The sequence below is a fragment of the Hymenobacter edaphi genome (genome assembly GCF_003258365.1).
Lineage (GTDB): Bacteria > Bacteroidota > Bacteroidia > Cytophagales > Hymenobacteraceae > Solirubrum > Solirubrum edaphi.
In genome coordinates, this window is record NZ_QHKM01000001.1 from 955,045 (window position 1) to 973,450 (window position 18,406).

At 64.4% G+C, this 18,406-nt stretch carries 14 protein-coding genes; 8 read left to right on the top strand and 6 right to left on the bottom strand.

Annotation, left to right across the window (positions count from 1 at the left end):
- Positions 1-28 precede the first annotated feature (28 nt).
- The gene (locus DLM85_RS03895) at positions 29-853 is read right to left on the bottom strand and encodes a M48 family metalloprotease (protein WP_111476740.1); all 825 of its coding nucleotides are present in this window, start codon (positions 851-853) and stop codon (positions 29-31) included.
- Between the two features lie 293 nt (positions 854-1,146).
- On the opposite strand from DLM85_RS03895, the gene DLM85_RS03900 reads away from it, so the two are divergent.
- A complete protein-coding gene (locus tag DLM85_RS03900) occupies positions 1,147-2,268 on the top strand; it encodes a DNA topoisomerase IB (RefSeq protein ID WP_111476741.1) in 1,122 nt (373 codons plus the stop codon).
- 99 nt (positions 2,269-2,367) lie between these two features.
- Here DLM85_RS03900 and DLM85_RS03905 read toward each other — a convergent pair whose 3' ends face one another.
- Positions 2,368-3,954 (bottom strand): hypothetical protein, encoded by a 1,587-nt coding sequence (locus DLM85_RS03905; RefSeq protein ID WP_133256888.1) that lies wholly within the window; start codon positions 3,952-3,954, stop codon positions 2,368-2,370.
- Positions 3,955-4,120: 166 nt separating this feature from the next.
- Here DLM85_RS03905 and DLM85_RS03910 point away from each other — a divergent pair, with 166 nt between their 5' ends.
- Positions 4,121-5,722 carry a hypothetical protein gene (locus tag DLM85_RS03910; RefSeq protein WP_133256889.1) on the top strand — a complete coding sequence of 534 codons (1,602 nt, stop codon included), beginning with the start codon at positions 4,121-4,123 and terminating at the stop codon, positions 5,720-5,722.
- Between the two features lie 90 nt (positions 5,723-5,812).
- Here DLM85_RS03910 and DLM85_RS03915 read toward each other — a convergent pair whose 3' ends face one another.
- The 4 genes from DLM85_RS03915 to DLM85_RS03930 form a co-directional block, all read right to left on the bottom strand.
- The gene (locus DLM85_RS03915) at positions 5,813-6,574 is read right to left on the bottom strand and encodes an MbnP family protein (protein WP_111476744.1); all 762 of its coding nucleotides are present in this window, start codon (positions 6,572-6,574) and stop codon (positions 5,813-5,815) included.
- A gap of 185 nt (positions 6,575-6,759) precedes the next feature.
- On the bottom strand, positions 6,760-8,241 hold the full coding sequence (locus DLM85_RS03920; protein ID WP_111476745.1) for an exonuclease domain-containing protein: 1,482 nt from the start codon (positions 8,239-8,241) through the stop codon (positions 6,760-6,762).
- A gap of 499 nt (positions 8,242-8,740) precedes the next feature.
- Positions 8,741-9,217 (bottom strand): ferritin-like domain-containing protein, encoded by a 477-nt coding sequence (locus DLM85_RS03925; RefSeq protein ID WP_133256890.1) that lies wholly within the window; start codon positions 9,215-9,217, stop codon positions 8,741-8,743.
- A gap of 132 nt (positions 9,218-9,349) precedes the next feature.
- Positions 9,350-10,534 (bottom strand): AI-2E family transporter, encoded by a 1,185-nt coding sequence (locus tag DLM85_RS03930; RefSeq protein ID WP_243635858.1) that lies wholly within the window; start codon positions 10,532-10,534, stop codon positions 9,350-9,352.
- A gap of 210 nt (positions 10,535-10,744) precedes the next feature.
- Here DLM85_RS03930 and DLM85_RS03935 point away from each other — a divergent pair, with 210 nt between their 5' ends.
- The 6 genes from DLM85_RS03935 to DLM85_RS03960 all read left to right on the top strand — a co-directional run bounded on the left by DLM85_RS03935 (position 10,745) and on the right by DLM85_RS03960 (position 17,808).
- Positions 10,745-12,694, top strand: coding sequence for a DNA topoisomerase IV subunit B (locus DLM85_RS03935; RefSeq protein ID WP_111476748.1), 1,950 nt, complete (start codon positions 10,745-10,747; stop codon positions 12,692-12,694).
- A gap of 515 nt (positions 12,695-13,209) precedes the next feature.
- Positions 13,210-14,940 carry a circadian clock protein KaiC gene (gene kaiC / locus DLM85_RS03940; protein WP_111476749.1) on the top strand — a complete coding sequence of 577 codons (1,731 nt, stop codon included), beginning with the start codon at positions 13,210-13,212 and terminating at the stop codon, positions 14,938-14,940.
- Positions 14,941-14,982: 42 nt separating this feature from the next.
- Positions 14,983-15,273 carry a circadian clock KaiB family protein gene (locus tag DLM85_RS03945; RefSeq protein ID WP_207890950.1) on the top strand — a complete coding sequence of 97 codons (291 nt, stop codon included), beginning with the start codon at positions 14,983-14,985 and terminating at the stop codon, positions 15,271-15,273.
- Between the two features lie 11 nt (positions 15,274-15,284).
- Positions 15,285-15,614, top strand: a complete 330-nt coding sequence (locus DLM85_RS03950; RefSeq protein WP_111476751.1) for a circadian clock KaiB family protein — start codon at positions 15,285-15,287, stop codon at positions 15,612-15,614.
- A complete protein-coding gene (locus DLM85_RS03955) occupies positions 15,607-17,322 on the top strand; it encodes an ATP-binding protein (RefSeq protein ID WP_111476752.1) in 1,716 nt (571 codons plus the stop codon). Before DLM85_RS03950 ends, DLM85_RS03955 begins: the two co-directional genes overlap by 8 nt.
- A gap of 63 nt (positions 17,323-17,385) precedes the next feature.
- Positions 17,386-17,808: a response regulator gene (locus DLM85_RS03960; RefSeq protein WP_111476753.1), complete on the top strand. Its 423-nt coding sequence runs from the start codon at positions 17,386-17,388 to the stop codon at positions 17,806-17,808.
- Positions 17,809-18,406 lie beyond the last annotated feature (598 nt).

Below are 18,406 nucleotides of genomic sequence, written 5' to 3' on the forward strand. Positions count from 1 at the left end.
GCCTTATCAAATTTAGAAACGAAGCTGATTACAGCAGGCGCTGCAGCTCTCGCAGGTCGCTGCTGTTTACCGTGCGGTTGCGGCAGTTCAGCTCGGTAGCCTTGGTCTGGATGGCCTGGATGCGGTTGTCCGGGTTGGGGTGGGTGCTCAGAAACTCGGGCGGGCTGGCCTGGCCCTGGCTCTGGGCCTTGATGAAGAAGCCGGCCGCGCCGTCGCAGGCGTAGTAGCCGGGGCCGTTCAGGTAGATGACCGAGTACTGGTCGGCCTCGTTTTCGAAGTCGCGGCTGAACTTGAGGCTGCCCAGGCCGGCCAGGCCCGAGGCAATCTGCGCGGCGGTGCTCTCGCTGTTGCCCAGGGCCACGCTCAGCAGCAGCTGAATGCCGTACTGGTTTTGCAGCTGGCGCGAAGTGTGGCGGCGGTCGGCGTGGGCAATTTCGTGGCCCAGCACCCCGGCCAGCTGGCTTTCGTCGTCGAGGTACTTGATCAGGCCGGTAAACACATAAATGTGCCCGCCGGGGGTGGCAAACGCGTTCTGCGTCGAGTCCTCCTTGATGATCTTCACGTCCCAGGCGAAGTCGTTGCGGTGCTGGATGTCGGAGGAGTTGAGCACGCGGTTCACCACGGCGTCGAGCAGCTGGTAGGCGCGGGCGTTGCTGGCGCGCTCCACCAGCTTGCCCTGGGCGCGGTACGTGGAGTCGGTTTCGGCCGCTACCTGGTCGCCTAGGGCAATGTCGTCTTCGAGGCTGAAGAGGAGGGGGTTGCCGTCTTTATCGGTGCAGGAAGAGGCGGCGAAGCCCAGCGGCAGGGCCAGGGCGGCCAGCAGGCCAAAGCGGGAAAAAAAGCGTCGGAACATGCGAGGGGAGTGGAAAAAGTCGGTGGTGAAAAGCGCGGCTGCGCGGCCCAAAGAAAAAACGGTGCCAAACCCGCCTGGGCCCCGATACGCACGCCGGTAACGTCCGGTTGAGGCCTGCAGGCATATTTCAGGCGTAGCTCGGCCGTTTCGCGGGTCGTTTTCAGGCCGATAGTTTTTACCGGCCGCGGGCACCAGGGCGCGGTGCCGGTGCCGCAGGCAGCCGCCGCGCCCGCGCCTGCGTACAGGACACGCCAGGGCCCGGCTTCTTCGGGCACCTTCTCGCTTTTCCGCCCATGCCCACCACTGCCGCCACCCCGCGCCTCAAAGTCCGCAAAAAGAAACTCGTGCCCGTGGAGGCCGATGTGCACGAACTCTACAAAGACCCCGCCCGGCAGGCCGAGCTGGCGGGCCTGCGCTATTTCCCCGACACCAAGCCCGGCCTGACCCGCAAGCTGGGCCGCAACGCCCACTTTCAGTACCTCGACGCCCGGGGCGGGAAAATCACCGACGAGAAGGTACTGGCCCGCATCCAGGGCTTCGTCATTCCCCCGGCCTGGACCGACGTCTGGATTGCGCCCTCGCCCAACGCCCACCTGCAGGTGACCGGCCGCGACGCCAAGGGCCGCAAACAGTACATCTACCACCCGCTCTGGGACCAGGCCCGCTCGCTGACCAAGTTCAGCCGCCTGCGCGCCTTCGGCGAAAAGCTGGCCGAGCTGCGCCAGCAGCTGCAAAAGGACCTGAAACGCCCCGAACTGGACAAGCCGAAAGTGGTGGCCCTGGTGCTGACGCTGATGGACCAGTCGTTTATCCGGGTGGGCAACCGCGAGTACGCCAAAAAGAACAAGAGCTACGGCCTGACGACGCTGCGCGACCGGCACGTGCAGGTCGACGGCGCCGACGTGCGCTTCGTGTTCGTCGGCAAGAAGGGCGTGGCCCACGACGTGACCCTGCACGACCGGAAGCTGGCGCGGCTGGTGCAGAAGTGCAAGGAAATTCCCGGGCAGCACCTCTTTCAGTACTACAACGCCGCGGGCCAGCGCCAGGAGCTGGAGTCGGGCGACGTGAACGACTACCTGCGCGAGGCCACCGGCCTGCCGCTTTCGGCCAAGGACTTCCGCACCTGGGGCGGTACCGTGCGCATGGTGCAGTGCCTGGAGCAGGTACTGCAGGCCGAGCCCGAGCTGCCCAAGGAAAAAGCCCTGAAAACGGCCGTGAAGGACGTAGCCAAGGACCTCGGCAACACGCCCACCGTGTGCTCCAAGTACTACATTCACCCGCAGGTGGTGGAGCTGTTTCAGTCCGACAAGCTCATCGAGTACCTGCGCCGCCACGACGCCGACCCCGGCGACCAGGACCAGCTCAGCCCGACCGAGCACCTGGTGCTGGATATGTTGTCTGCGACGGTGAAATAGTGAGATGGTGAACTGGTGAGTTTGACGTTCTGGCGGCGCAAACTGCGCGGTTCTGGCCTCCCCAACATCAAACTCACCAGTTCACCATCTCACCACTTGCTACCGTCCCGACCCGTCTCGGTCGAAGGCGTGGGTGGTTACGCCGCTTTCAGTGTTGATTTTCAGTTCCGGCGCGGGCTCCACCTGGTTGTTGCGCTTGGTGTCGTAGAAGCGCGTCATCCGGCGCGGGCCGGCCACGCGTGAGCTGTCGGCCACGGTGTCCTCGCCGGGGCCGCCGTAGATGTCGATGCGGGGGGAGCGGCGCACCTGCCCGCGGAGCACGAATTCATCCTTGCCGCCGAGGCCGTGCAGCAGCACCAGCTTGGTTTCGGCGGGATGGAAGCCGCGGCGGTAAAGCAGGGTGGCGGCTTTGTCGCGGCTGAAGACGGACACCACCGTGAGCGAGTCGCTCAGCCGCTCCACCACGAACCGCTCGGCCTCGTCGGTACCCGGCACCACCACTTCTTCGGCGTGGCGGCGGTAAAACTCGGCCGTGGCCTGGGGCAGCGCGGCCCGGCGGGCCCGCAGCGCGGCCACCAGGCGCGCCCCTTCCAGGCGGTACACTTCCGGCGGCAGCCGCCGCGCCGCCCGCTCGATTACCTCGTCGGTGAGGGCCTGCTGCAGGGCCGCGGCGGTGGCCGCGTACTGCTGGCGCGTCAGTTCGTTCAGGGCCCGCGCGTCGATAAAGCGGGCGTTGCGGGTGTAGCCGCCGATGCTCTGGTACTCGGGCCCGAAGGTGCGGAACTTGCGCACGGCTTTGCTCACCAGCCAGGAAATCAGCCCGTCGTCGAAGCGGAAAAATACCTGGTCCCGGTCGATGGGAATGGGGCGGTAGAGCGTGCGCGCCTCTTGCTGCACGGCCACCCAGTCCCACTGACCCTCGTGCCGGTCCCAGTCGCCCAGCCAGAGGTCGAGCAGGCGGGCGCGCAGAAAGGCGGGCTGGTCGAAGCGGTGGCGGCCGTCGCGGTAAATCTGCTCCAGCGCGTCGTCGCTTTCCATCAAGTCCTGGGCGCCGGGGCCGAACGCGGGCACGAGGTTTTCCTTGCTCTCGTACTTCTCCTCCAGCAGCACCACCTTGCCCTGAAACCGCTCCGAGGCCTTGCCCAGGCCGGTTTCATCGGCCCGGATGTAGTAGGGGCGGGGCGTGGTGTGTAGCACGCCCGCGGCCTGGGCCAGCGGCGGCACCACGAAGGCCCCGTAGGGCGTGCCGGCCGAAGTGGCGTCGCGCACTACGTTCAGGGCGAAGGTGTGGCGCAGAAACTTCGACAGCGTTTTGTAGGGGTCTTTGTCGAGGCTGCGCAGGGCGTAGGTGCGGCCGTTGGCGCCGTTCAGCGTCATGCTGGTGGTCTGGAAGCCGCCGCCCATCTTGCCGGGCTGCAGGCCACCGGGCGCGGCCTGCGGCAGGCTGAGCACGGGCAGGGTGACGGGCTGGGCCCAGGCCGCGCGGTAGTGCTGGCCAAACAACAGCCGGCCCGACCAGCCGCGGCGGTAGTGGCGGCCGGCCGTTACGCGGGCGCTGTCGGGGCCCACGGCGGCCTGGGCGGCGGTATCAGGAATGCGGGCATCGGGCTGGAAGAAGTGCTGCCGGGCGCAGCCTGTCGTGAGCAGGCCGAGCAGCAGCACAGCGCCGGAAGAGCAGCGCGTCATGCGGTCGGAGTAGGGCAGAGGTAAGGCATACGGTTCAGGTGTCCTTACGCAAGCGTGCCGGAAACGGACGAACCGGGCCGCCGCGGGCAACCGCTCCGCCGCCGCCGCGGTATAAGAGGCAGCCTTTCGGGTCGGGGCCGCCGCTGGCCCCACTACCGTTGCCGCCTTGCTGACCTTGCTACCCACGTACCGTTTGCTGCTGTTGGCGCTGAGCCTGCCGGCCGCTTCTTCCCGCGCGCAGGCGCAGGCTCCGCCGCCGTCCGTTATTCCCGCCGATTCGCTGGTGCACGTGGCGGCCGGCCCGCAGTACCGCCGCGGCTGGCTGCACCAGCTGATGTGGGGCTTTCACTACCGCCAGGAGTGGGCCGAGCCCGTTACGGCGCCGGTGTTCAACCTGCGCACGGCCGTGCCCGGCGGGCTGAAGCCGGTGAAGGAAGGCGGCAGCTTCCAGACGCGCAACCTGCGCCTGGTGGCCGCCGACGGCCGCCAGTACGTGCTGCGCTCGGTCGACAAGGACGCCACGGCCGCGCTGCCCGAAGACCTGCGCAACGGCTGGATCGGGCGGCTGATGAAGGATCAGACCAGCGTCATTCACCCCTACGGCGCCTACATCGTGCCGCGACTGGCCCAGGCCGCCGGCGTGTACCACACCAACCCGCGCCTCTATTTCCTGCCCGACGACCCCGCCCTGGGCGAGTTCCGCTCGGCCTTCGCCAACGCGCTCTACCTCTTCGAGGAGCGGCCCGAGGGCGACCAGCGCATGGTCAGCAGCTTCGGCGCCTCCGACCGGGTTATCAGCTCCAAGCACGCGTTTACCCAGCTGGTGGCCACGCCCCGGGTCCACGTCGATGCCCGCCACTACCTGCGCAGCCGCCTCTTCGATATGTGGCTGGGCGACTGGAGCCGGCGCGAGGACCAGTGGCGCTGGGCCGCCTTTCCCGGCCCCGACAGCACCACCGTGCTCCGCGCCATTCCGCGCGACCGGGACCACGCCTTTTTCAAGTTCGACGACGGCGTGCTCACGCGCATCGTGAGCTTTGTGAAGACCAACTACCAGACCTTCACGCGCGACATCAAGCTGCACGACGTGGAGGGCCTCAACCGCGCCGCGCGGCCCATGGACAAGTCCCTGCTGGTGTACCTCAGCGAGCAGGACTTCCACCAGGTGGCCGACTCCATGCGCCTGGCCCTCACCGATAAAGTTATTGCCGAGGCCCTGCAGGTGTGGCCCAAGGAGGTGTACGCGCTGTCGGGCGAGGAATTTCAGCAGAAGCTGCAGAGCCGCCGCGAGCAGCTGCCCCGCGTGGCCGAGGAGTTTTACCGCCAGCTGGCCCGCGACGTGGAAATTCCGGGCACCGACCAGCCCGAGCGGTTTGTGGTGGAGGCCGCCGGCCCCTGGCAGGCCTGGGTGCGCGTGTACGCCCTGCGCCCCGACGGCACCAACGGCCGCCTGATCGGCCAGCGCCTCTTCGACGCCCGCCAGACCGGCAGCGTGAGCCTCTTCGGCCTCGGCGGCAACGACGAGTTTCAGCTCGTGGGCCAGCCCGACCGCCGCCTGCGCATCCACCTCTACGACGGCCAGGGCCAGGACCTGGTGCAGCAGCTGCAGGTGCTGCCCCGCGCCCTCAAAACGCGCGTAACCATCCACGATTCCGGCGACGGCAACCTGCTGAAAATCGACAAAAAGCAGGTCGACCTCGAAGCCTACCAGCCCAAAGCCAACGAATACGACGGCTACGGCTGGCTGCTGCGCCACCGGCTGTATTAAATCTCGAGCACGTAAATCAGAACGCCATTCGTCGCTGCGACGAATCCCGCGTGCTGACGTCTGGAATGACGTGCCACAGCTTCGTCGGACTCAGTTGCCGTGAATGTGGTCGATGCGGAACATGCCGGCGGCCAGGTTGTCGGCCAGCCGCTGCGACTCAGCCCCGCCGGCGGCCGTGCTCAGCTGGGCAAAGCGCACCGGCTGCGGGCCATCAAACAGCTTGAGCACGTTGGCTTTCAGGTGCATTTCCGGCGCGCCGCCTTCCCTGATGTGCAGGGCCGCAGTGCCCGCGGGCAGCGGCAGGGTCAGCGTGCGGATGTTGTTGTACGGGTCGCGGAAGCCGGCCACGTCGAAGAACAGGCCGCCGTTGCCGGGCGCCTTCGACGAGCTGCCGTTCAGCCGCAGGAAGATGTAGCCCGTCGTCCAGTCCCAGATCATCTGGTGGGCCGGGTCCAGCGCGCCGGTCTGCGCCCCGGCGGTGTTGCGCGCCACATCCACCCCGATGGTGATGCGCAGGGCCGTGTAGTCGCCCACCGGCACATCCTCGATGGCCAGGTGCTGCGAGGCAGTCTTGGCCTGATCGATGAGGTAGTAGCTTTCCGGCTCGGCCCACACCGAGCCGTCGGCGCGCACCAGCTGCACGTTGGAAACGTAATAGCGCAGCTCCGTGACCTTAAAATCGTCGCCGGCCGCCGTGGTGTAGGCAGTGTTGTAGGCCAGCGGGCTGCTGCCTACCACGTTTTCCACGTGCATTTCCAGCTCGCCCACCTCCTCCTTGGGCGACACGTGCTTGTTTTCGCAGGCCAGCAAGGCTAGCAGGCCGACCAGGGCCGGGTACAGAATGCGTTTCATAGGCAGCTGGGCGGCGGGCTGAGAGAAACCACCGCGCCAGCTCCTGACTCGGAGGAACAGCCCCGCAGGGTTGCCTGGGTGGTGCGGTGGTGAAATGGGGGAGTGTTGTGCTTATTGCGCAGGCGGCGCCGCTTTGGCCTTCCGAACCTCAAACTCACTACTTCACCACCGCACCAGTTCCCCACTCAGGCAAACACCTTCACCTTGTCCTTGTGCTTGGTGCGCATGTACTGGCGGATGATCTGCTGCACGTCCTTGTTGTCGACCTGCGCCTTGATGACGTCCTTGAACGCCTCCAGGCGCCGCGCCGTGAACGTCTCGTCGATGTAGCCGAAGCCCAGGTAGCGGCCGTGCTCCACCACCACTACCGACCGCTCACCCGCCCGGCGCCCCTCGCCCACGATGACAAAGCTCTGGTGCTCGTAGGTGATGCTCTCGATGGCCTCGTCCACGCGCTGGTTGTACGCCTCGGCCGGCTCCAGCCCGATGCAGGCGCCCTTGCAGCGGTGCACCTGGTAGTCGAAGCAGGAGCTGCTGCTCTTGTACAGGTCGCAGAGCTTCTGGCAGAGGTTGTACTTGGCTACTTTGTGGTACAGGAAGCCCTTGGCCTTGAACTGGTTGCCCAGCGCGATGATGGGAATTTCCTGGTTGTTGGCGTCGGCGCGGCCGTAGTAGAGGCGCTTGTAGCCGTTCTCGTCCACGCGCATGTAGATGCCGGCCGGAAACACCGAGCGGCGCTGCGCCCGGTTGTAGTGGGGCTTCAGCCGCTTGATTTCTGACGACTCGTGCAGCAGCGCCACCAGCTCCGAGCCGGTCAGCTCCCAGGTGATGTCGGCAATGGAGTTCTTGAAATCCATTGATTTACGCGACTTATAATCCACCGCGAAGTGCTGCTGAATGCGCTTGTAGATGTTGATGCTCTTGCCCACGTAGATAACCTCGCCGTGCTCGTCGTGGAAGTAGTACACCCCCGCCTCCTGGGGCAGCGCGGCCACTTTCTCGGGCGTAATCAGCGGCGGCAGCAGGGCCGTCTTGATGGCCTGCTGCACGGCCGCCACCTTGCGGGCCGAGGGCTTCTTCAGGGCCGGGCGCTGGCCCATGGGCGCGGCCGCGTCCACGGCCATCAGCTTGTCGGCCGCGGCGGCCTGCTCGTAGCCGGGCGCCTCGGCCTCCTGGCTGATTTTGAGCAGGCGGTCGAACAGAATGGCCGTGGCCTCGGCGTCGCCGGCGGCGCGGTGGCGGTTGTTGAGCGGAATGCCGATGTTCTGGCACAGCTTGCCCAGCGAGTAGCTCGGCTGGCCCGGAATCAAAGAGCGGCTCAGGCGCACGGTGCACAGGGTCTTGCGCGAGTAGGTGTAGCCCAGGTCGGCAAACTCCTTTTTCAGAAACGAGTAGTCGAAGCGCACGTTGTGGGCCACGAACACGCAGCCCTCGGTCATCTGCACCACCTTCTTGGCCACCTCGTGGAAGCGCGGCGCCTCTTTCACCATCTCATCGGTAATGCCGGTGAGCTGCTGAATGTAGAAGGGGATGGGCCGGCCGGGGTTGAGCAGCGTCGCGTAAGAATCGACCACCTGGTCGCCGTCGTGGATGTAGATGGCAATTTCGGTGATGCGGTCCTGCGTGGGCTGGCCCCCAGTGGTTTCAAGGTCGATGATGGCGTACAAACGGGCAGCAGCTAAAGGATATCCGACGTGGTGACGGTGGATAACAAAGTTAGCCGCCGAAAAGGTGCCGGCTGCTAAAAGGGCGTGCTGCTAAAACGGCTAGCATTGCCGGCTCATAAAATTGTTTCCTGCGGCTTGCCCTGACTTCCTGCGTTCTATTCGCACGGTAGTCACCCCGCCAACGCGTCGTCTGCAAAGACGAAGCCCCGGCTGGGCTACCAACCGGGGCTTCAAGAAGTGGGTGAGTCAAGCCCCCTTACTTCTGAGCAATGAAAAAGGGCGTGCGAAAAAGAAGTCGTTGCTACGCGGCTTCTTCCAAAAACCTGTGGCTTCAGTTCTTCGGAGCAGCAGTGCGAGTCGGGTTGGAATAGTCCTCAAGCCAGCAGCTTGACTGCTACAGATGATGCGCCAGTGTGTGCAGATGGAATTGAGCTGTAATACAAAAAAGAACGGCCCGCCTTTCGACGGACCGTCCCTTCTCTCAACAGCCAGGTTAACCCTAGCGGTTGGATGCTTTCCACTGCGTGACCTGGTTTTTAGCAGCCAGGATTTCGCTGTGTTGCTTTTGGATAACCGAAGACGCTTCCGCGGGTACGCTTTGCGACTTCAGGGCCGATTCATAGGCCTCCAGGGCTACTTTGTCCCCGGTTTCACACTCGCCCAAAATGGCCGAGTCGTCTTGGCCGGTAATGGCCGATTTTACGTTGATCCAGCCGCGGTGAACGGCGGCGGCGGCGTCGGTCAGGGCACCTTCGATGGTACCTTCATTGCTGGGAGCTTCTACACCCAGCCGACGGGCTTGTTGTTCAAGTTCGGCCGCAAACTGGGCGCGTTGCTGGCTTAGGCGGCTCAGCTCGGCTTTCAGTTGCGGGTCCGAAACGCCTTCGGCTGCTTCTTGGTAGCCTTTGGCACCGGTCTTGTTCACTTCTACCAGGTCATTGAAGACCCGGGCGGATTCAGGTGTTATGGCTGGCATGGTCGTGTCTTGGTTGGTGGTGGTACCGAAGCGCGGCAAGTGGAGGAAACGGTGCGCTTGCGGTTTCTGTAGGGCTTATACTTCGGGCCGCGCTGCGGGGTTACGCCGCGGCGCGGAATTTCTTGCGCGGGGCTACTTGCCGATCATGTGCCAGAAGCGCCGGTACCACGGTCGGATTTCTTCCTCCGCCTGCTTTTTGCTGGTCAGGTTGTCTTCGCCGTCGGCCACGTCGCCGAGCAGGAAGCCGAACGGCTCCAAGGGTTTGTAGGCGTCGAAGATGACTTTCAGAATGGCCGTGAGCGGAATGCTCAGAATCATGCCCGGCGTGCCCCACAGCGCCCCGCCCAGAATCAGCGCCAGAATGGCCGCCAGCGGATTAATGCTCACCTGCGAGCCGGTAATCATGGGCGTGATAAAATTGCCCTCCAGAAACTGCACCACCACGAACACCCCAATCACGGCCAGCGCCTGCAGCGGGGAGCCGGTTTCGACCAGCGTGATGATGGCCGGCACGGTGGCCCCGATCATGATGCCGATGTAGGGAATGACGGCCAGCACCGAGGCGAAAATGGCGAAGAACACCGCGAACTTCACGCCCAGCGCCAGCAGCCCGATGGCGTTCAGGATGCTGACGATGACAATGACCTTCAGCAGCCCCGAAATGTAGGCCTGCACCACCGTCTGAATACTATCGACGGTGTTGAGCATCATCGTGCGCTTGTCGGGGGCCACGAAGCGGAACATGAACTGGCGCAGATGGTCGCGGTAATACAGAAAGCAGAAGATGTAGATGAGCACCTGGGCCAGGTTGCTGAGCACGTCGGTGGTGGTGTTCAGGGTGGTGCCCAGGTAGGTGGTGCCCGATTTTTTGAGGGCTTTCACCGTCGACTCCTTCACCTCCTCGATGCTCATGGGCACGTAGCCGAACCGGTCGTGGGCCCAGGCCTGGGCCTGGTTGAAGATTTCCATCATCTTGACCTGCAGCTTGGGAATCTCGTCGCGAAACTGGGTGAGCTGCGAGCCAAACCCTAGGATGACGCCGGCAAACAAAAGCAGCACCAGCAGTAGGCAGATGATGATGGCCAGCACCCGGGGCACCCGGTGCGCTTCCAGCCAGCGGCTGACCGGGAGCAGCAGCAGCGTGAACACCGCCGAAAAGGCAATGGGCAGCAGAATGTCGTCGAGCTTGTGGAGCACAAACACCAGCAGCGTGAGCCCGATGAGCACAAACGTGTAGTGAATCACCGGGGCCTGCTTCACTTCGGGCATCTGGTTCGGGTGCTGCGGCCGGTTAAAATTGTTGGGAGGAGGAAGCATTTGCTAAAATTATTGGGAGAAAGGTGTGGTCGGTATGCGCGGGTCTGGTGGTTTTTTCGCAAATTTGGGTGAACCTACGCCGGCCAATGCCGGTTAGGGAATGGCTCGTTTTGCCAATGTCAATAGCAGGCGGGCCAAACGCGGCCGAGGTGGAAACCCTGCCTTTTCTGCGTTATTTTACCGCTTAAACGTACTGAAGGATATTACCCAATGGCTGAGCAGCAACTGCCTCTCGAAAGCGCGCAAACCGCCCCCGTCGACCACGGCTACAACGAGGATTCCATCCGTTCGTTGGACTGGCGGGAGCATATCCGCCTGCGCCCGGGCATGTACATCGGCAAGCTGGGCGACGGCAGCTCGCCCGACGACGGCATTTACATCCTGGTCAAGGAGGTCATCGACAACTCCATCGACGAGCACATGATGGGCTACGGCCGCACCATCGAGGTCAAAATCACCGAGCAGCGCGTGACCGTGCGCGACTACGGCCGCGGCATTCCGCTGGGCAAGGTGGTCGACGTGGTCAGCAAAATCAACACCGGCGGCAAGTACGACTCGAAGGTGTTTCAGAAGTCGGTGGGGCTGAACGGGGTGGGTACCAAGGCGGTGAATGCCCTGAGCACCAACTTCGTGGTGCAGAGCGTGCGCGAGGGCATGATGAAGTCGGCCGAGTTTCAGGGCGGCAAGCTCATCAGCGACCCGAAACCCGTCAAGACCTCCCAGCGCAACGGGACGATGATGGCCTTCGAGCCCGACCCGACCATCTTCCGCAACTACCGCTTCATCCCGGATTTCCTGGAAAGCCAGTTCTGGAACTACGCCTACCTGAACGCGGGCCTCACCATCAACTTCAACGGCCAGAAGTTTCACTCCGAAAACGGCCTGCGCGACCTGCTGGAGCGCAAAACCGACCCCGAGGCCATCCGCTACCCGGTCATTCACCTCAAGGGCACGGACATCGAAATGGCCCTGACCCACGGCAACGACTACGGCGAGGAGTACTACTCCTTCGTCAACGGGCAGTACACCACCCAGGGCGGCACCCACCTGGCGGCCTTCCGCGAGGGCATCGTGAAAACCCTGCGCGAGTTCTACAAGAAGGACTACGACGCCACCGACATCCGCGCCAGCATCGTGGGCGCCATTGCCATCCGGGTGCAGGAGCCCGTGTTCGAGTCGCAGACCAAGACCAAGCTGGGCTCGATTACGATGGAGCCCGAGGGCGCCGTGACGGTGCGCAACTTCGTGGTCGACTTCGTGAAGGAGCACCTCGACAACTACCTGCACAAAAACCCCGAGGCGGCCGAGGGCCTCAAGCGCCGCATCGAGCAGAGCGAGCGGGAGCGGAAGGACATGGCCGGCGTGAAAAAGCTGGCCAACCAGCGCGCCAAAAAAGCCAGCCTGCACAACCGCAAGCTGCGCGACTGCCGCTTCCACTTCGGCGAGGGCAAGACCCTGGACAAGGAAGGCCTGACCACCCTGTTCATCACCGAGGGCGACTCCGCCTCGGGCTCCATCACCAAGAGCCGCAACGTGGAGCTGGAGGCCGTGTTCAGCCTGCGCGGCAAGCCGCTGAACTGCTTCGGGATGAAAAAGAAAATCGTCTACGAAAACGAGGAGCTGAACCTGCTGCAGCACGCGCTGAACATCGAGGAAGGCCTGGAAGGGCTGCGCTACAACCGCGTGGTCATTGCCACCGACGCCGACGTGGACGGCATGCACATTCGCCTGCTTCTGCTCACCTTCTTCCTGCAGTTCTTCCCCGACCTGGTGCGCAACGGCCACGTCTACATCCTGGAAACCCCGCTGTTCCGGGTGCGCAACAAGAAGCAGACGATTTACTGCTACGACGAGCGCGAAAAGCAGGCCGCCATCCGCAAGCTGGGCCGCAACCCGGAAATCACCCGCTTCAAGGGCCTGGGCGAAATCAGCCCCGACGAGTTCGGCAAGTTCATCGGCGACAACATCCGCCTGGAGCCGGTGATTCTGCAGTCGGACCGCTCCATCCAGAAGCTGCTGACTTACTACATGGGCAAAAACACGCCCGCCCGCCAGGAATTCATCATCGACCACCTGCGCATCGAGAAGGACTTGGTGACTTCCGATACGCTGCCCGCCAGCGAAACCATCGTGCCCGCCGCCGAGGCGGAACTGGTGTAAGGCCCGTCATCCTCAGCGCAGTGCAGGACCTTCCTGGCACCCTGCCGGGGCCGCTGGCTAGACGTATCACCGCCCAAAGAGAAGCAGCAACAAGAAGAGCCGCTCCTGCCATTCAAGCGGTGGGGGGCGGCTCTTCTTAATGACCGCGTATTCCGGCAGCTCAACCCGCCCAATGAAGGGGAGCCGCTATACTGGCAGTGGCCCGCGGCAGGCTGGTACGTTGGCACCCGCATCACCTGGCATCAACCACTTTGGTCTGGCCCCTAACCAGCAGGCGCTGGATGCCGCCTTTGGAATGGTGCTGCAGGGCACCCGACGCGGGAATGCGGGCCAGCTACGCATGGCTCGATGAGGCCGAGCCCTGCCTGTACCGGTGGGTACGGGCGCAGCTCTAAACAGCCCCCGTGCCGATAAAACCGTACCTTGCCCGTCTGACTGCTTCCGAAACCGGTCCTTTAGCCGTTCGTAAAGCCGTCGAGCCGCCACCTTACCTTGCCGTTACCGCACACCGCCGTATGACCGCTGCCCCCGCGCTGCCCCAGTTACCCAAAGCCCCCACGGGCATCGATGGGCTCGATGAAATTACCAACGGCGGCCTGCCCCTGGGCCGGCCCACCCTGCTCTGCGGCTCGGCCGGCTGCGGCAAGACGCTGATGAGCGTGGAGTTCCTGGTGCGCGGCATCCAGGAGTTCGACGAGCCAGGCGTGCTGATGGCCTTCGAGGAAACCGCCGACGAGCTGGCCGCCAACGTCACCTCCCTGGGCTTCGACCTCAAGCAGCTGGTGGCCGACAAGAAGCTGCGCCTCGACCACGTCCACGTCGACCGCTCCGAAATCGAGGAAACCGGCGAGTACGACCTGGAAGGCCTGTTTATCCGCCTGGGCTACGCCATCGACTCCATCGGGGCCAAGCGCGTGGTGCTCGATACCATTGAGTCGTTGTTTTCGGGCTTCTCCAACCAGGCCGTGCTCCGCTCCGAAATCCGCCGGCTGTTTCGCTGGCTGAAGGACAAGGGCGTCACCACCATCATCACCGCCGAGCGGGGCGAGGGCAGCCTGACGCGGCAGGGGCTGGAAGAGTACGTGTCGGACTGCGTGATTCTGCTCGACAACCGGGTTATCAACCAGATTACCACCCGCCGCCTGCGCATCGTGAAGTACCGCGGCAGCATCCACGGCACCAACGAGTACCCCTACCTGATTACCGAGGACGGCATTTCGGTGCTGCCCGTGACGAGCCTGAAGCTGGAGCACGAGGTATCCAACGAGGTGGTGTCGACGGGCGTGCCGGGGCTGGACGAGATGTTCAAGAGCCGCGGGCTGTACCGCGGCAGCAGCACGCTCATCACCGGCACGGCGGGCACGGCCAAGACCACGCTGGCCGCGGCCTTCAGCGCCGAGTCCTGCCGCCGCGGCGAGCGGTGCCTCTATTTCGCCTTCGAGGAGTCGCCGCAGCAGCTGATTCGCAACATGCAGTCGGTGGGCATGGATCTGCAGCCCTTCGTGGAGCAGGGGCTGCTGCACATCGAAGCCTCGCGGCCCACGCTCAACGGGCTGGAGCAGCACCTGGTCACCATTCACAAGCTCATCGGCCAGTACCAGCCCCGCACCGTCGTCATCGACCCGATCAGCAACCTGGTGTCGGTGGGCAGCATCACGGAGGTGCGCGGCATGCTCACGCGCCTGATCGATTACCTGAAGGTGCAGGGCGTGACGGCCCTGTTTACGGCCCTGGTGAGCGGGCGCAACGCCAACCAGGAAATGACCGAAGAGGGCGTCTCGTCGCTGGTGGATACCTGGATTCACGTGCGCGACCTGGAGGGCATCGGCGAGCGGAACCGCGGCGTGAGCATCCTCAAGGCCCGCGGTATGGCCCACTCCAACCAAGTGCGCGAGTTTCTGGTCACCGAGGAGGGCATCCGCCTGCTCGACGTGGTCATCGGCCCGGGCGGCATCGTGACGGGCGCCAGCCGCCACACCCAGTACCTGCAGGAGCAGGCCGCCTCGCTGGCCGCCGAGCAGGAAATCGAGCGGCGCGAGCGGGAGCTGGAGCGCAAGCGCCGGGTGCTGGAGGCCACCATTGCCAACCTGCGCACCGAGTTCGAATCGGTGGAGGAGGAGCTGCGCCGCAGCAATCAGGAGGAAGAGCAGCGCCACCAGGAACTTGCCCAGGCCCGCCAGCAGATTGCGGCCGGGCACAACGCCCGCCCGGGTGCTCATTCGGCCGCCGCGCCCGCAAATTCGTAACAGGCCGGTATGCAGATGACACTGGCCCCAACTCAATCAAGCATGGACGAGGAAACCTGGGAACTGCGCCTGTACGTGGCTGGCCAGACCGTGAAATCCGTTACCGCGCTGGCCAACCTCAAAAAGTATTGCGAGGAGCACCTGTCCGGGCGTTACCGGCTGGAAGTCATCGACCTGCTGCAACACCCCCAGCTGGCCGAAGGGGACCAGATTCTGGCCATTCCCACGCTGGTGCGTAAGGTGCCGTCGCCCATCCGCAAAATCATCGGCGACCTGTCGAACCAGGAGCGGGTGCTGGTGGGCCTCGACATCCGCTCGGGGCTGCATAAGTAAGCCCAGGCCCTATGGAACCAGAGCAAGCCCCGGCTACCACGGGCCCGGAGTACGTGCTGCATCTCTTCATCACCGGCGCCACCCCCAACTCCACCCAGGCGGTGCGCAACCTGCAGGACATCTGCGAGCGGTACCTGCCGGGGCGCGTTGAGCTGCAGATTGTGGATATCTACCAACAACCCGAGCTGGCCCGGTCCGAGCGCATCGTGGCCGCCCCCACGCTCATCAAGAAGCAGCCCGGCCTGGTGCGCTTCCTGGTCGGCGACCTGTCGGACCGCCGCCGGGTGCTGTCCCTGCTCGGCCTCACGCCCGACCCCCTCGACCCCTACCTCCATGACTGACCGCGGGCCGCGTAGCGCCGCGGCGCTGGCGCAGGAAAACGAGGCGCTGCGCCACCGGCTGCAGGAAGCCGAAGACCTCATCACGGCCATTCGCACCGGCACCATCGATGCGCTGGCCGTGCAGGCGCCCGAAGGCCCGCGCATCTTCACCCTCGAAGGCGCCGACCAGAGCTACCGCAACCTCATCGAGCAGATGAGCGAGGGCGCGCTGCTGCTCAGCCAGAACGGCACCGTGCTCTACTGCAACGCCTGCCTGGCCGGCATGGTGAAGGCCCCGCTGCAGAGCATGATGGGCGTTTCGTTCCACGACTTTGTGCCCCTCGATTACCAGGAATACTGGCTGGAGCTGCTGAGCACGGCCTGGACGGGCAAAAGCAAGGGCGAAATGCCGTTGCAAGCCACCGACGGGCACCAGCACCCCGTGGCCCTGGCCCTGAACGTGCTGGTGTTCAACCAGACGCAGGTGCTGGCCGTCATCGTGACGGATGTATCGGAGCAGCGCGAAATCAGCGCCATTCGGGCGCGGGTATCCGAGCAGAACACCCTGCTGGAACGCCAGCAGGAGACGCTGCGCACCCAGGCCCAGGCCCAGCGCGCCGCCGAGCAGACCGCCGCCGAAACCAGCCGCATCCTGGAGGGCATGCCGCACATTGCCTGGACGGCCAGCCCCGCCGGCCTCAACACCTACCTCAACCGCCGCTGGTTTGAGTACACCGGCCACCACGCGCAGGCCGACCCCGCGCACAGCTTCAGCGCCCTCATCCACCCCGACGACCTGCCGGGTGCGGCGCAGCGCTGGCGCGAAGCCATTGCAAGCGGCGAAGCGCTGGAAATCGAGTGCCGCATCCGCAGCGCCACCGGCGAGTTTCGCTGGATGCTGGGCCGGGCCCTGCCCTCGCGCAACGAGCAGGGCGAGATTATCCAGTGGATCGGGGCCTATACCGACATCCACGAGCACAAAGTCACCCAGGCCCGCGTGGCCGAAGCCCAGGAGCAGCTCCGCGCCAGCAACCAGCAGCTGCTGCGCATCAACCGCGACCTGGACAACTTCATCTACACCGCCTCCCACGACCTCAAAGCCCCCATCAACAACATCGAGGGCCTGCTCTCGGCGCTGCTCTCCGAACTGCCCGCCGAGCTGGTGAAGGGGGCCGCCATTCAGCCGCTGGTGGGCATGATGCAGGGGTCGGTGGACCGCTTCAAGCGCACCATCGAGCACCTGACCGAGGTGACGCGCCTGCAGAAGGAGCACGAGCAGCCCCAGGGCCTGATCGAGCTGGAGCCGGTGGTGCGCGCCGTGATGCTGGACCTGGCGCCGTTGCTGGAGTCTTCGGGGGCGCAGCTGGACGTGGAGGTGCAGCACTGCGCGCCGGTGTCGTTTTCGGAGAAAAACCTGCGCTCCGTCGTGTACAACCTGCTCAGCAACGCCCTCAAGTACCGCCACCCCGCCCGCCCGCTCCGGGTGCGCGTGCGCTGCCACGCCACCGCCGAGTACCAGGTGCTGACCGTGCAGGACAACGGCCTGGGCTTGCAGGTGGCCGGCAACGCCAAGCTGTTTGCCATGTTTCAGCGCTTTCACGACCACGTCGAGGGCTCGGGCATCGGCCTCTACATGGTCAAGCGCATCATGGAAAACGCCGGCGGCCGGGTCGAGGTCGAAAGCACGGTCGGTACTGGGGCAACGTTTTCCGTGTACTTCCGCCGCTGAATTCCGTAAGCGTCCCTGCGCGGGTGCCCGACACCCGCGGCCCACGCCCATTTTGCCGCTGCAATGCCTCTTCCCCCCTGTATTCTGCTTGTCGACGACGACCAAACCACAAATTACCTTAACCGGCTGCTGCTGAAGCGCCTGGCCGTGGCCGATGAGTTGTTGACGGCCCAAAACGGGTTGGAGGCTCTGCAGATGCTGCAGGCGCACCACCAGCGCCCGGAGCTGAACGAGCCGGTGTTGGTGTTTCTGGACGTGAAAATGCCCGTGATGGACGGGTTTGAGTTTTTGCAGGCCTACGAGCAGCTGCCCGCGGCGCACAAAGCCGAAACCGTCATTGTGATGCTGACTACCTCCCTGCACCCGCAGGACGTGGAGCGCATGCAGCAGCTCAAGATTGCCGGGTTCCTGAACAAGCCCCTGACCAAGGAAAAAGTCGACGGCGTGCTGCTGCAGCATTTTCAGCACGAGATGCCGGTCGAATAGCCCCGCCTGCTTTGCTGGCCGCCCGCCGGCGCACTACCCCGAGGAGTGCGCCGGCGGGCGGCCGCGTTTAAGAGCAGTCGGTAGGGCCGGGCCGCTGGCCGGGCGAGGCAGCGCGTCGCGTCGTCCACCGGGCTGCGGGCGGCAAATAAAGCTTGCTAATAGTATTAGTTTTTCCGGGAAGCTGTTTTTGCGCTTTTGCAGCGTGATTTGGTTGTGAGGTTCGGTAATGACTAATTTTTTTAGGAACTTTATGTGCGCCACCGGGCTTTCGGGGTGTTGTGCTCTGCCCGGCAAACGGTACTTTTGAAGGCCATTGGCGCGGCCTGATCAGTACCGAGGCTGAGCGGGCGTTGCTGCATTTTCCTGGCTTTTACGTTTCTCTGATGAGTTAACCCCTACGTTTGCGGCCTGCGCACTAATCCCGCGGCAGGCGTGTTTAAAGGAGCCTTTGGCGGTTCGGCGCCGCCAAGGAGAGGTACAAGAACAATAACCGTGGCCCAAGCCACCCCGCGCGTGTCAAACGACAACCACACCCCCTACGAGCAGAACCTGAACGGCCAAGACCCCGAGTTGTTCGGCGTCGGGGATACCATCGATT

What these genes read in the sequence shown, in the direction of transcription:
- DLM85_RS03925 (WP_133256890.1), bottom strand. Translation starts at nt 9,217, where the DNA reads ATGCCAGCCATAACACCTGAATCCGCCCGGGTCTTCAATGACCTGGTA.
- DLM85_RS03955 (WP_111476752.1), top strand. Translation starts at nt 15,607, where the DNA reads ATGACTGACCGCGGGCCGCGTAGCGCCGCGGCGCTGGCGCAGGAAAAC.
- DLM85_RS03950 (WP_111476751.1), top strand. Translation starts at nt 15,285, where the DNA reads ATGGAACCAGAGCAAGCCCCGGCTACCACGGGCCCGGAGTACGTGCTG.
- DLM85_RS03915 (WP_111476744.1), bottom strand. Translation starts at nt 6,574, where the DNA reads ATGAAACGCATTCTGTACCCGGCCCTGGTCGGCCTGCTAGCCTTGCTG.
- DLM85_RS03935 (WP_111476748.1), top strand. Translation starts at nt 10,745, where the DNA reads ATGGCTGAGCAGCAACTGCCTCTCGAAAGCGCGCAAACCGCCCCCGTC.
- DLM85_RS03930 (WP_243635858.1), bottom strand. Translation starts at nt 10,534, where the DNA reads ATGCTTCCTCCTCCCAACAATTTTAACCGGCCGCAGCACCCGAACCAG.
- DLM85_RS03960 (WP_111476753.1), top strand. Translation starts at nt 17,386, where the DNA reads ATGCCTCTTCCCCCCTGTATTCTGCTTGTCGACGACGACCAAACCACA.
- DLM85_RS03905 (WP_133256888.1), bottom strand. Translation starts at nt 3,954, where the DNA reads ATGACGCGCTGCTCTTCCGGCGCTGTGCTGCTGCTCGGCCTGCTCACG.
- DLM85_RS03945 (WP_207890950.1), top strand. Translation starts at nt 14,983, where the DNA reads ATGGACGAGGAAACCTGGGAACTGCGCCTGTACGTGGCTGGCCAGACC.
- DLM85_RS03895 (WP_111476740.1), bottom strand. Translation starts at nt 853, where the DNA reads ATGTTCCGACGCTTTTTTTCCCGCTTTGGCCTGCTGGCCGCCCTGGCC.
- DLM85_RS03900 (WP_111476741.1), top strand. Translation starts at nt 1,147, where the DNA reads ATGCCCACCACTGCCGCCACCCCGCGCCTCAAAGTCCGCAAAAAGAAA.
- kaiC (WP_111476749.1), top strand. Translation starts at nt 13,210, where the DNA reads ATGACCGCTGCCCCCGCGCTGCCCCAGTTACCCAAAGCCCCCACGGGC.